The organism is Chitinophagales bacterium (assembly GCA_020635995.1).
Taxonomy (GTDB): Bacteria; Bacteroidota; Bacteroidia; order Chitinophagales; family UBA8649; genus JAFMKE01.
Genome location: JACJYS010000002.1, coordinates 246,584 through 260,366, shown reverse-complemented (window position 1 = coordinate 260,366; position 13,783 = coordinate 246,584). Strand labels below are relative to the sequence as shown.

Below are 13,783 nucleotides of genomic sequence, written 5' to 3'. Positions count from 1 at the left end.
AAGAAACAAAGAAATATATGAGCCATTACGAATCACCCATTAGGGAACCTCTTATACAAGGCGAAAATATAACCTACACTAAGATAACGGATGATATTGTAGGTACAACAGAAAAAGCTCCACCTTTATCGTGGTGGATAGGCTTTATTATTTCTGCTACCTTTGCTTTGATTGGTGTTTTTGCTATCGCTTGGACCATTTGGCAAGGAATAGGAACTTGGGGACTTAATAAAACCGTTAACTGGGCTTGGGATATTACCAACTTCGTTTGGTGGGTAGGTATAGGACACGCAGGTACCTTAATTTCTGCGGTGTTATTACTTTTCCGTCAAAAATGGAGAACAGGTATTAACCGTGCAGCAGAGGCTATGACTATTTTTGCCGTAATATGTGCTGGTTTATTCCCTTTAATACACATGGGGCGTTTATGGATGGGATTCTTTATTTTCCCTTATCCAAACACCAGAGGTCCATTGTGGGTAAACTTTAACTCACCATTATTATGGGACGTTTTTGCTATCTCTACGTATTTAACCGTTTCTTTATTATTCTGGTATTCTGGTTTAATGCCCGATTTTGCTACTATTAGAGATAGAGCAAAAGGAAAATTGCGTAAAGCAATATATAACGCTTTAAGTTTTGGATGGACAGGAACAGCTAAACAATGGCAACGTTTTGAGTCTTTATCATTAATATTAGCAGGCTTAGCTACTCCATTAGTACTTTCAGTACATACCATAGTATCTTTTGACTTTGCTACATCTGTAATACCGGGATGGCATACTACTATTTTCCCTCCATACTTTGTGGCAGGAGCTATATTCTCCGGTTTTGCTATGGTAGAAACCCTAATGATTATTACCCGAAAAGTATTAAAATTAGAAGACTATATTACCGTAGGACATATAGAGTCAATGAATAAAATTATTGTATTGACGGGTTCAATAGTAGGTGTGGCTTATATTACAGAGTTAGTAATAGCATGGTATTCCGGTTATTTATATGAGCAATATGCTTTCTTTAATAGAGCAACAGGAGAATACTGGTGGGCTTATGCCATTATGATGACTTGTAACGTAGTTACTCCTCAGTTATATTGGTTTAAGAAAATAAGAAGAAACATTTTTATCACTTTCATACTGTCAATATTTGTAAATATAGGTATGTGGTTTGAGCGTTTTGTAATTATTGTTACATCATTGCATAACGATTTCTTGCCTTCATCTTGGTTATATTTCTTACCATCTTGGGTAGATGTAGCCATTTATGTAGGTACTTTAGGCATATTTATGACATTATTCTTATTGTTTGCAAGAGCATTCCCTGTAATAGCTATTGCTGAGGTAAAAGCAGTATTTAGTAGTTCTTCAGCTTTAGCAAGAAAAAGAGAATTGGCAAAAGACCCGGAAATGGAGAAAGAATTTCAAGGTTCTTATGGAGCTAAATATGCAGAACAAGGAGTTTTTGATACAAATTATTAAAAAATAAATAAACCATTAAAAATGGCTAACGATAAATATATAGTAGGACTTTTTGACCATGAAGACAAATTGGTTGATGCTGTTCGTAATTTTAGAAAAAAACATATTGAAATTACCGATACGCTTACCCCGTTTCCTGTGCATGGTTTAGAACATGAATTGGGTTATAGAGATACCCGACTACATGTTACGGGTTTTATGTTTGGTATTACAGGTACTTTTATAGCTTTGGCTGTAATGACGTGGATTTCTGTATCAAACTATCCATTAAACATAGGTGGTAAGCCATATTGGCCACTACCTTCTTTTATTCCTATTACGTTTGAGCTTACCGTACTTTGTGCAGCAGTAGGAATGGTTTGTGTTTATTGCATAAGAAATGGCTTAAATCCTTTTTCAAAACCAAGAATTTATGATGAAAGAATAACTGATGATAGATTTGCTTTGGTTTTTGATTATGACGAACACAAAGGAAATGTTAGTGAAATAGTTTCAATATTAAAAAATAGTGGAGCTGTTGAAGTTTCTGCAAAGGAATTTTATGATGATACTGCTGATTTTGATGTAGAAACAAAATCTATAGATAGTTATTTGGGTAGTGCACCTAAACCTAAAGCTACTAAAAAAGTAGAAGAAGTGGTAGTAGAGAAAAAACAACTTACTGAAGAAGAAATAACACATAAAAAGAATTTATTGCTATCTAAAGTAGGAGTGGTAGATGCAGGGCAAAAAGATGATTTGAAAATAATTAAAGGAATAGGTCCTGTATATGAGGGAAGATTAAATGAATTGGGAATATACAGATTTGAGCAAATTGCTAATTTAGACCATGAAGCTAAAGAAGCAGTAGAAGACTTAACTGGTTTTCCGGGTAGAGTAGATAGAGAGGACTGGATAGGTCAAGCGAAAAAATTAATTAAATAAACATAGCAATAGCTATAATTATATAAAAGAATAAATCAAAACAATGAAGAAACAATTCATGTTTTTAGTACTGGTAGTAGTTACGGCATCTTTCTTTTCGTCTTGCAAAAGCAAAGGCGATTTTCCGGGAAGAATATTTATGCCCGATATGAACTACTCTAATGCTTATGAAGCTTATGCCAGTACAAAATATCAGTATCAGTCAGCAAATGATTCAATTAGTGCCATTGAGCCTATAGCAGGCACTATACCAAGAAGATATTTGCCAAATAGCGAAGAAGTAGTAAATAATGATGCTAAATTAATGGCATACTTATTTAAAAATTATTTTAAAAATCCTATTGAACATCCTGAATTGGATAATGAGCAAAGAAAATTAGCAGCTGTAATGCTTCAAAATCCTATAATGGGTTCCGATAAAGTGTTAGCTGAAGGGAAAGTAAAATATGATATCTATTGTGCTGTTTGCCATGGCAAAAAAGGACAAGCTGACGGTACAGTAATTACTTTACCTGATGGTAGTGATGGCCCTTTTACTTCTATTCCACCATTATTTGAAAACAGAATAGTGGGCATGAGTGACGGAGAGTTATTTTATTCTATTTCTTATGGAAAAAACATGATGGGAGGATATTATTCTCAGTTAAGCCCTGAAGATAGATGGAAAGTGCTACACTACATTAAAAGTTTAGCAGGAATTAAAGAAACAAATACACTAACAAAAATAGAAGTGGATTCTATAGATGTTTCTGCGGGTTCTCAATTTGATGTACCTAATATATATTATAATGTAGGCTCGGCTCAATTAAGACCGGAATCTGAATATATTTTAGATCAATTAGTTAGCTTTTTTGATAAAAACCCTAATGTAGTTGTAGAAATAGGCTCTCATGCCGATTCAAGAGGTGATTTTGATAAAAACATGGTTCTTTCAAATGATAGAGCAAATTCAGTAGTTACTTATTTAACTGACCATGGAGTACAAGCCAATCAACTTATGGCTAAAGGATATGGAGTAACTGAGCCTGCTGTTGATTGTGGAGAAAACTGCACAGGTGCAGATCATCAAAAAAACAGAAGAACAACATTTAAAATTTTAAACGTAAACTAATCCGAAAAAGATAGAAAGATATGTCAAACAAAACATTTACATTCGGAAATAATTTAAAGAAATGGGCGTATGCACTTACAGCCGTAGGCGTTGTAGGTATGATATTGTCATTCTTTTTTGATAAAACAGCACATCATAACCGTTTTTGGGCTAATTTATTATTAAATACATACTACTTTGCAGGTATAGCGGTAACAGGTGTATTTTTTATAACAGCTCATCAATTAGGATATGGAGGATGGCATACCGTATTTAAAAAAATACCTATTGCTATGTCAAGGTTCTTATTTGTAGCTTTTATCCTTTTTGTAGTTATAGTAGCAGGTATGTGGATAGCTCCATCAAGCTTATATAGCCACTGGGCAGACCCACACCACGTAGATTCTATAGTTTCGGGAAAATCTCCTTTTTTAACAAGATTTTGGTACACCGTAGGAGTTTTAGGTTTCTTTGGTTTGTGGGCATTGTTTGCTTATTTATTGCCTAAAAACTTCGTAAGTATTAAAAATTGGAAAGAATATTCAAAAGCAAAAAAATTATCGGCAGCTTTCTTGTTAATATTTGGAGTTAGTAGTTCTATTTTAAGCTGGTGGGTTATCATGTCTTTAGATCCACACTGGTATAGTACCTTATTTGGTTGGTATAATTTAGCCAGCTATATATGTGCAGGTTTAGCTATGATGATTTTAATTATCATAGGATTAAAACAAGCTGGATATATGCCAAAAGTGCATATAGATCACATTCACGATTTAGGAAAATTAATGTTTGGCTTTAGTATATTCTGGACATACTTATGGTTCTCTCAATTTATGCTGATATGGTATGCTAACGTACCGGAAGCTACAGTTTGGTTCAATAAGAGATTTGATGTAGGACTGTTTAAATTCTTGTTTTATGCTACTTTAGTAATAAATTTCTTGTTGCCTTTATTAGCATTAATGTCAAGAGATGCTAAGCGTAAAATGTTAACTATGGCATTTGTTTCTGTGATGGTAATATTTGGTCATTATTTAGATTTTTTCTATATGGTTATGTATGAACCAATGGCTAAAGTAGAACATGCTGAAGCACATGGCGAAGAACATGCTTTATTAAATGCTGAAACAGTATTATATGCTCAAAATACGGCTACTGAAACAGTAGAACAAAATGTAGTAGAAACACATGCTGTTGTAGCTAATGAAGAAAATACCGTGCATGCAGATGCACATGGTGCAGAAGCTAACCAAACTACGGTAGAACACGGAGAAGTACACGGGCATGAAAAAGAATCTAAATCTTATGCAAGATTGGGTTTAATAGAATTGATGTTTTTTGCAGGATTTTTAGGAATCTTTTTGTTATTAACTTTTACAGGATTGGATGGTCAAGAATTAGAAATTGAAGAAGATCCGTTCTTAAAAGAAAGTTTAAATCACCATATATAAAAGTATATAAAAATGAGTACAGGTTTATTAATATTTTTGGCGATAGTCCTATTTTTTGCTATCATGTTTTTGGTAGCAAAAGCAACAGAATTATCTGCTTCTGGAGAAGATAAAACAGATGCTTTAGAAAGAAAAAGCAATACACAAGCTAAATTGTTAATGGCTTTTCTTATAATAGGTCTTTCGGCTACGGCATACAGTTTTTATGCTCTTTATCCACGTATGTTGCCCGAGTCGGCAAGTATTCATGGCGACTGGGTAGATAGCATGTTTAATATAACAAGTTTAATAGCTATATTGGTATTTGTAGGTGTGCATATTGTGCTTATTAGTTTTGTATATAAATATAGATATAGAAGAGATAGGCAAGCTTATTTCTTTACACACAGCAATAAATTAGAAATAATATGGACAGTAGGTCCTGCTATAGTTTTAGTGTTTTTATCTTTTAAAGGTTTAAGTGCTTGGGATAAAATATTTGATTTTAAATCATTGCCACAAGAGCCGGGAGCTATTCATGAAATTGAAGTTACAGGAAAACAATTTGGTTGGATAATGAGATACCCTGGTACAGACGGAAAATTTGGGGAAAGAATAATAGATAAAGAACACATATCTACTATTAATGAATTAGGTATTAATTGGGAAGATGAGCATAGTAGAGATGATTTTATGGCAGATGAATTAGTATTAGTACAAGGTAAACCTACATATATGATTCTTGGTGCTCAAGATGTTATTCACAGTTTTTTCTTGCCTCATTTTAGAGTTAAAATGGACTGTGTGCCGGGTATGCCTACTCGTTTTATGTTTACGCCAAAATACACTACAGAACAGTACAAAGAAGAAGTGCTTAAGAAAAGTAAATATTGGCAACAAATTAATCCGGAAACCGGCAACCCAAGATGGCAAGATTTCACATTTGAGTTAGCTTGTGCAGAATTATGTGGTAAATCACATTTTGCTATGAGAAGAGAAGTGAAAGTAGTAACTCAAGAAGAGTATGATGCATGGGTTAAAGACCAAAAATCATATTACGAAACAGTTATAGCAACAAATTAAGAAAACAGTAATTATTAAAATAAGTAACACAAAATAAAATTTCATGAGCGAAGCAATAGGACATCAAATAGAAGGGCATGGCAGTCATGCACATGATGATCACCACCATGAAGAAAGTTGGCTGACCAAATATGTATTTAGCCAAGACCATAAAATGATAGCCAAGCAATTTTTGGTTACAGGTATATTTTGGGCAGTTGTAGGTGCATTATTATCTTTATTTTTTAGAATTCAGTTAGCATGGCCTAATGAAACATTTCCTTTTTTAGAAAATGTATTAGGTAGTTGGGCTGAAGGCGGAAAAATAAGTAATGATTTTTACTACGCATTGGTTACTATGCACGGTACTATCTTAGTGTTTTTTGTATTAACAGCAGGCTTAAGTGGTACTTTTAGTAATTTCTTAATTCCTTTACAAATAGGAGCAAGAGATATGGCATCTCCGTTTATGAATATGTTGTCATATTGGTTTTTCTTTGCTGCCAGTGTTGTGTTGTTCGTTTCATTTTTTATTCAAACAGGACCCGCTTCTGGTGGATGGACAGCTTACCCTCCTTTAAATGGTATTAGAGATGTGGCTTTAAACAAAGGCTCCGGTTTAGGATTTGATATGTGGCTTTCAGCTATTACATTATTTGTAATAGGCAGTACTTTAGGTAGTTTAAATTATATTTCTACTATACTTACTATGCGTACAAAAGGTTTGTCTTTAACAAAAATGCCACTTATAATATGGGCGTTAATGTTTACAGCTGTTATTGGTGTGTTAGCATTCCCGGCACTTGTTGCTGCAGCAGGTTTATTAGAATTTGACCGTTTATTAGATACTAGTTTCTTCTTAAATAACATAGTTATAAACGGAGATTTATTAGCATACAAAGGTGGTAGTCCAATTGTATTCCAGCACTTGTTTTGGTTTTTAGGACACCCAGAGGTATATATTATTATACTACCTACTATGGGTATAGTTTCAGAAGTGCTATCTGTACACGCTAAAAAACCGGTATTTGGTTATAAAGCCATGATAATGTCTATGGGAGCTATTGTGGTAATTGGTTTCTTTGTTTGGGCACACCACATGTTTGTTACGGGTATGAGTCCGGCTATAGGAAGAGTATTTGCTATTTTTACATTACTTATTGCCATTCCTTCTGCCATTAAATCTTTTAACTGGATAACAACTTTATGGCGTGGTAATATTAGGATTACCGTTCCATTAATATTTGCTTTAGGCTTTATGTCTTTCTTTGTTACAGGTGGTATCACAGGATTACACTTAGGAAATTCAACTATAGATATTCAATTGCACGATACTTATTTTGTGGTAGGACACTTTCATATAGTAATGGGTGTATCTGCATTTTTTGGTATGTGGGCAGGTGTTTATCAGTGGTTTCCAAAAATGTTTGGCAGAAAAATGAATGACACTTTAGGTTATATGCACTTTTGGGGTACTTTAATAGGTGGATATTTGGTGTTTTTTCCAATGCACTTTATGGCTGGCGTTCCAAGAAGATATTATGCTTTTGACCAGTTCCAAACTTTTAATAATTTCCATGACGTGAATGTATTAATAACTGTAGCGGCATTTATAGTGTTTATTTCTCAATTTGCATTTTTAATGAATTTCTTCTACAGTATGTTTAAAGGAGAAAAATTAACTGAAGAAAATAAAAATGTTTGGGATGCCAATACTTTAGAATGGACAACACCTGTAGTACCTGGGCATGGAAACTGGCCGGGAGAATTACCAACAGTATATCGTTGGCCTTATGATTATAGTGTAAATGGACATGAATTTAACCCTCAAACAAAACCTTTAGAAGAAGGAGAACACGAACATTAATATATAAATGAGTCAAACTCAAAGCATATCATTAACTCAAAGTGCTGTGAAAGCAAAACTTTCTCAGTTGGCAGTGTTGTACAAGCTACGGTTAAATACTTTTGTAGTATTTTCATCGTTGGTTGGGTATGCATTATTGGCAGATTCGTATAATTTTATTTCGTTCTTTTTATTGGGCTTAGGTGGATTTTTGGTTTCGGGAGCAGCCAATGCTTTCAATCAAATTATAGAGAAAGATTCTGACGCTTTAATGAACAGAACCAAAAGCAGACCTTTACCTGCTGAAAAAATGACTATTAAAGAAGCCATTCTTTGGGGTGGTTTAGCTGCTGTAGCAGGATTGCTTATCTTGTCATTGTACTTTAATACAGTTGTAGGTTTATTGTCGGCTATATCGTTAATAACATATTCGTTTATATATACACCATTAAAAACGGTACATCCTATAGCTGTTTTTGTGGGAGCTATACCGGGAGCATTGCCTCCTATGATAGGAGCCGTGGCAGCCAGTGGATATTTGAGCAATACAGCCTTGTATTTATTTTTAATTCAGTTTATTTGGCAGTTTCCTCATTTTTGGGGTATAGCATGGGTACAATATGATGATTATAAAAAAGCTAATATTATGCTTTTGCCTTCAAGTAAGGGTAAAACTTTAGGAAGTGCCATTAATATGTTTGTATATACTTTGGCATTATTTCCACTTACAGTTTTAATATATTCATTGGGGTATGTTCATTTGTTTGGGTTTATAGTGCTTTTAATAGCTGCCGTTTTATTTATTATACCTTCTGTAAAATTGCTTAAAAATACAACTGATGAAAATGCAAGAAAAGTAATGTTTGCATCTTTTCTTTATTTACCTTTGGCTTTGGTAGCAATTTTGTTAGATAATTTATTTTTTTAAAAATTGGAAATAGCAAATAATACATATCAACCTAATTTTAACGAAGAGCAAAAAACACGTGCTTTTGCACTTAGGTTAATGTTATATATAGGAATGGCATCTATTACTATGTTTTTTGCTGTTACCACCAGTTCATTAATAGTAAAAAAAGCAGACACTTTAAATTGGGCTCAGTTCCCATTGCCTAATGTATTTACCATTAGTACAATAATAGCTATAATAAGTAGTGCCTTATTTTACTTTACTTATAAAACATATAAAAAAGCAAAGTTTAACCAATATTTGATTTTGTTATTAGTAAGTGGCATTTCCGGTTTAGCATTTTTAATAAGTCAATTAATAGGCTTTAATGCACTTACTAATATGGATTTTCCTTTAAGTGGAAATGTTTCGGGGTCTTTTATTTATTTCTTAGCTATAGTGCATGGTTTGCATATTATAACCGGCTTAGTTGTTTTACTAATAGTATGGATAAAATCATATTTGAGTAAAAAAGACAAAGAATTTGAAGGAAGTGGAATAGTGAATCCCAATAGGGTTTTAGCTTTAGAGTTATTAACTACTTACTGGCATTTTGTAAATGCTTTGTGGGTATATTTATATGTATTTTTTTATTTTAATTATCAATAAAAAATTTTTATGTCAGCAGATTCATCATCAAACGGAGAATACGTAGTTCATGAGTGGGAAAAATTAAAAGGAGTTTTTAATGCTTCCTATGGAAAGGTAATGATGTGGTATTTCTTAATATCAGATACCTTTATTTTTGCCTCATTTTTAGTAGCTTATGCGGCTGCAAGAACGGCACATTTAGATACATGGCCTTTGTCAAGTAATGTTTTTAATACATTGCCGGGTATTGAGGGCAATAATTACCCATTAATATTTGTATCAATAATGACCTTTATATTAATTATAAGCTCAGTAACTATGGTGCGTGCCGTACAAGAAGGGTTTATGATGAATAGAATGGGCGTAGTTAAATTTTTAATACCTACTATTTTAATGGGATTAACTTTCTTAGGGTGTCAGTATTTAGAGTGGACACACTTAATACATGAAGGAATGACTATGTGGCATACACCATTTAGTGCTTCTGGCGAAGGAGAAGGTCCAGTACAATTTGGAATGTTCTTTTTTACCATAACAGGCTTCCACGGATTGCATGTTTTAACAGGTGTAGGTTTAAATATTTGGTTGCTTGTAGAAACGCTTAAAGGTCGTTTTGATAAAATAGGCAACTATGGAATGGTAGAAAAAATAGGACTATTTTGGCACTTTGTTGATTTAGTTTGGGTTTACGTATTCTTAGGATACTACTTATTATAATATTAGAAAAAGATAAAAATATAGAGCAATGGCACATATGACTCAAGAAGAATATAAACAAAACGTTAAAGACGTTTACAAAACAACGCTTATACTATCTGTTGTTACAATTTTGGAGGTTTCTTTAGCTTTGTTATACGAATATAAATTAATGGAAGCCATGTCTTTGCCGCGATGGCCATTAATGGTTTTTGTAACCATAATGAGTTTGGTAAAAGCATACTGGATTATGAAAGTATTTATGCACGTAGGGCACGAGAAAAAAGGCTTTGTGTTTACGCTTTTATTTCCGTTTGTGTTCTTAGTATGGTATATTTTATCATTTGCTTATGACGGATTTGCTTACTATCAACTAAGAGAGTTTGTTTATACCATATTCTTTTAATGGATAAAGGCAAATACGTAAAAAAATACTGGCTCATAATTGTAGCCTTAATTCCCTTTTTAATTTTAACTGTTTTTTATTTCTATACCAAAGAGGCACGGGAAGATTTAAGCACAATGAAATACCCCCGAAAGATGTATCCTGTGGGTATAGATACTGTAAACTTAGGTGCTGGAAAATATAGGGTAGATAGTGTATATTACGCCATTAACAATTTTAATTTTGTAAATCAGTATAATCAAGAAATAACTAAAGAGGTTTTGCACGATAAAATTATTGTAGCTAACTTTTTTAGTGTAAATAATACAACTGTTAGTCCAAAAATTAGCCAACAACTTGCACGCATACAATCTGAAATGATAAGAGATGATAGGGTAGTGCTATTGTCTTTTACTACAGAACCATTAACGGATTCAATATCCGTGTTAAAACAATATGCACAGCAGTATGGAGCAATACCCGGAAAATGGCATTTTTTAAACGGTAGCGAAGAGCAAATTGTTAATTTAGCCAATGACGAATTAAAATTGGCAAAGCAGATGAAAAAAAGCCTTGAAAGTAGTGAAGATATTATTAATGCTAAACAACTTATTTTATTAGACCCTAATTGGAATATCAGAGGCTATTATGACGGCTCATCAGAAAATAAAGTGAATATACTTATGGGAGATATATTACTTTTGCAAAAAGAATTTAAAAGATAATAATTATGGCAATTCAATTAAGCGAAAAACGAGCAAAACTGATTATTGTGGCACTATCGGTGGTTGTGGCATTATTAGTAGGAGTTTTAAACTGGGGAATAGATAAAAGAACCGTTACGGGCTTAGATTTGTCTTTTTTTCCAAAGTTTCATGCTATTTTAAACAGCATTGTAGCTTTGCTTTTGGTAGTCGGTTTATATTTTATTAAAACAAAAAAAACAGAACTGCATAAAAAAACAATGTTCTTATCCTTTGTGGTTTCGGCAGTATTTTTAGTGTCGTATGTTATATATCATACATTGGCAGAACCCACAAGATATACCGATGAAGGATTTTTAAAAATAGTTTACTTATTGCTTTTAGCTACGCATATTATTTTGGCGGCATTTATTATGCCTTTTATTTTAATGACTTTTTACTACGCTTGGAGCAATAAATATGAAAAACATAAAAAATTAGCAAGGAAAGTTTGGCCATTTTGGTTTTATGTGGCAGTTTCGGGTGTTTTAGTTTATATTATGATTTCTCCTTTTTATAATTTTTAAAACTTACTTAACTTTACAGTATGAAAAAGTTAATAGCTTTATTAGCAATAGTTTTATTTTATGCACAAATGGCATGGGCACAATGTGCTATGTGTAAGGCAGGAGCAGAAACAAGCGTAGAAGCAGGGAATACCCAAGCGGCAGGCATTAATACCGGAGTATTGTATATCTTGTTTTTTGTGTTTGTATTTTTCTCTTTTTTTGTTTTTATAGCACTTAAAGGCAAAAAATATTTTGAGTAGTTTCTCTTATCTAACTCTTGAAATATATTTTTCCATTTCTTTAAGTTGAGCTACTATCTCCGGGTTTTTAGGCTTTAAAGCTTTAGCTTCTCTAAAATACTTTTTCCCTATTTGAAATTGGCGAGCAGAAATTTCTATACTTGAAAGTTGGAGTAAAGTGGTAGCCGTAGAATCATTATCAGGCAAGCCGTGTTTTAATGCCAATCTTAAATTTTTCTTAGCTTCTTTAGTATTGCCTTTTTGCATATTTAGCATACCTAACTGCATGTACGACATCCCTTCATATTCCTGCCCGGCTATGCTGTTTTTACTTTTAATACTTTGTTTAATATAATCTTCAGCTTTAGAAAAATCTTTATTAGTTAAAGCTAAATTAGATTTAATCATATAATAACCTTGACGCACAGGCTTAATTAACAGCTTTGGAAACTGAACCATATCTAAATACTTCTGTGCCAACTCCATATCTTGTTGTTCTACAGCATCTTGCACTAAACGCAATGGACCAAATAAAAAATGAGAAATAATAGAGATTAAAGCAATGGTTAAAGTTAAAGAAAACCAACCCCAATTATTGCCAATAACAGCTAAAACTATGGAAAGTGCTAAAAAAGCAATACCAATATAAAGCCTGTAAATTAAATACTGTTTGTACAATTTCATCCACATATATTATTCTAATTTTTTGCAAAAATAAGCTTTATTTATTCCAAAACTTAATCAATCTTTTGTTAATACCGATTAGAAATTCAAAATAGTCCAAACTATTTTGAGTTAACAACTGGTATAAATTGTACCTTTACACCGTGAAAATTTCGGCTTCATTGTATTCTGCTAAGCAGCAAGACTTGCCTTCTTTGGTTCATGAACTTGATGAGCTTAAACTGGATTATTTCCATATTGATTGTTTTGATAAAGATGCCGAAAAAGTAGCTAAAGATATAACAGCCATTAAAAGCATTTCTAATACACCCATAGATTTGCATGTTATTAGTAGTGATATTTCAAAATTTGTGTCTTTTGCAAATGAGTGGGGCGTTTCTCAGCTTTGTTTTCAGTATGAAAACTTAGAGAAAGGCTTTAAATTGCCTGCAAATAACAATTACAAATTAGGATTAGCACTAACAAACACTACAGATTTAGAGGTTATAGAGCCTTACAAAAATAACTTAGATTATATATTATTAATGACCACTACACCGGGCAAAAGCGGTGGCACTTTTGAAAAAAGTAGTTTTGAACGCATAAGAAAATGCAGAGCACTTTTTCCTAATACGCCTATATATGTAGATGGTGGCATTAATGCCGAAGTATCGTTTATTTTGCGATTATTGGGTGTTAGTATGGCAGTTTCGGGTTCTTTTTTAGTTAATAATAACAATACGGCAGTGGCTCTTTCCGATTTGCGTTTTCATCAAAAAGGGTCGTATTATTTAATAAAAGATTTTATGCTAAATTTAGATAAATTGCCTATTTTAGAAATGGAAAATGCAAATTTTAAGCAAGCCGTAGAAGCTATAGAGCAATATAAAATGGGTGTAGTTTTATTTACAAAAAATGGAGCTTTAGAAGGAATAAGCAGTAATGCAGATTTGCGAAAAGGTTTGCTAAAAAATATGCAAAACTTGAACAATATAAAGTTAGCAGACATTATAAATCCATTTCCAAAAACCATAAAAGAGAGTAATACTACTTATGAAATGCTTTCTTTTATAAAAAAATCAAATATTCCTTTGTTGTTTTTGCCCGTAGTGGATAACAATAATAAACTAAAAGGAATGATAACTTTTAATGAACTAATAAAAGGCGAAGGCTAA

15 protein-coding genes are annotated in these 13,783 nt (G+C 32.7%); 14 read left to right on the top strand and 1 reads right to left on the bottom strand.

Annotated features, from left to right (window positions below; all coding sequences use genetic code 11):
• Nucleotides 1-17: 17 nt before the first annotated feature.
• The 13 genes from nrfD to H6578_05165 are packed head-to-tail and all read left to right on the top strand — an operon-like array spanning nt 18 to nt 11,966.
• Nucleotides 18-1,481, top strand: coding sequence for a polysulfide reductase NrfD (gene nrfD, locus H6578_05225; protein ID MCB9226552.1), 1,464 nt, complete (start codon nt 18-20; stop codon nt 1,479-1,481).
• 21 nt (nt 1,482-1,502) lie between these two features.
• Nucleotides 1,503-2,405: a DUF3341 domain-containing protein gene (locus tag H6578_05220; GenBank protein ID MCB9226551.1), complete on the top strand. Its 903-nt coding sequence runs from the start codon at nt 1,503-1,505 to the stop codon at nt 2,403-2,405.
• A 43-nt stretch (nt 2,406-2,448) separates the two neighbouring features.
• Entirely contained in the window at nt 2,449-3,516 is a 1,068-nt protein-coding gene (locus H6578_05215) for an OmpA family protein (protein MCB9226550.1), read from the top strand.
• Between the two features lie 20 nt (nt 3,517-3,536).
• The gene (locus H6578_05210; protein MCB9226549.1) at nt 3,537-4,946 is read left to right on the top strand and encodes a quinol:cytochrome C oxidoreductase; all 1,410 of its coding nucleotides are present in this window, start codon (nt 3,537-3,539) and stop codon (nt 4,944-4,946) included.
• 12 nt (nt 4,947-4,958) lie between these two features.
• Nucleotides 4,959-6,008 (top strand): cytochrome c oxidase subunit II, encoded by a 1,050-nt coding sequence (locus H6578_05205; GenBank protein MCB9226548.1) that lies wholly within the window; start codon nt 4,959-4,961, stop codon nt 6,006-6,008.
• 43 nt (nt 6,009-6,051) lie between these two features.
• Nucleotides 6,052-7,854, top strand: a complete 1,803-nt coding sequence (locus tag H6578_05200) for a cbb3-type cytochrome c oxidase subunit I (GenBank protein ID MCB9226547.1) — start codon at nt 6,052-6,054, stop codon at nt 7,852-7,854.
• Nucleotides 7,855-7,861: 7 nt separating this feature from the next.
• Nucleotides 7,862-8,761, top strand: a complete 900-nt coding sequence (gene cyoE / locus H6578_05195) for a protoheme IX farnesyltransferase (protein ID MCB9226546.1) — start codon at nt 7,862-7,864, stop codon at nt 8,759-8,761.
• A gap of 3 nt (nt 8,762-8,764) precedes the next feature.
• Entirely contained in the window at nt 8,765-9,391 is a 627-nt protein-coding gene (locus tag H6578_05190; GenBank protein MCB9226545.1) for a cytochrome c oxidase subunit 3, read from the top strand.
• Between the two features lie 9 nt (nt 9,392-9,400).
• Entirely contained in the window at nt 9,401-10,090 is a 690-nt protein-coding gene (locus H6578_05185) for a cytochrome c oxidase subunit 3 (GenBank protein ID MCB9226544.1), read from the top strand.
• 28 nt (nt 10,091-10,118) lie between these two features.
• Nucleotides 10,119-10,475: a cytochrome C oxidase subunit IV family protein gene (locus H6578_05180; GenBank protein MCB9226543.1), complete on the top strand. Its 357-nt coding sequence runs from the start codon at nt 10,119-10,121 to the stop codon at nt 10,473-10,475.
• Nucleotides 10,475-11,179 carry an SCO family protein gene (locus H6578_05175; protein MCB9226542.1) on the top strand — a complete coding sequence of 235 codons (705 nt, stop codon included), beginning with the start codon at nt 10,475-10,477 and terminating at the stop codon, nt 11,177-11,179. Before H6578_05180 ends, H6578_05175 begins: the two co-directional genes overlap by 1 nt.
• Nucleotides 11,180-11,184: 5 nt before the next feature.
• Nucleotides 11,185-11,724 (top strand): DUF420 domain-containing protein, encoded by a 540-nt coding sequence (locus tag H6578_05170; GenBank protein MCB9226541.1) that lies wholly within the window; start codon nt 11,185-11,187, stop codon nt 11,722-11,724.
• A 20-nt stretch (nt 11,725-11,744) separates the two neighbouring features.
• Entirely contained in the window at nt 11,745-11,966 is a 222-nt protein-coding gene (locus tag H6578_05165) for a hypothetical protein (GenBank protein MCB9226540.1), read from the top strand.
• Between the two features lie 6 nt (nt 11,967-11,972).
• Here H6578_05165 and H6578_05160 read toward each other — a convergent pair whose 3' ends face one another.
• On the bottom strand, nt 11,973-12,629 hold the full coding sequence (locus tag H6578_05160) for a hypothetical protein (GenBank protein ID MCB9226539.1): 657 nt from the start codon (nt 12,627-12,629) through the stop codon (nt 11,973-11,975).
• A gap of 143 nt (nt 12,630-12,772) precedes the next feature.
• Here H6578_05160 and H6578_05155 point away from each other — a divergent pair, with 143 nt between their 5' ends.
• Nucleotides 12,773-13,783: a CBS domain-containing protein gene (locus tag H6578_05155; GenBank protein MCB9226538.1), complete on the top strand. Its 1,011-nt coding sequence runs from the start codon at nt 12,773-12,775 to the stop codon at nt 13,781-13,783.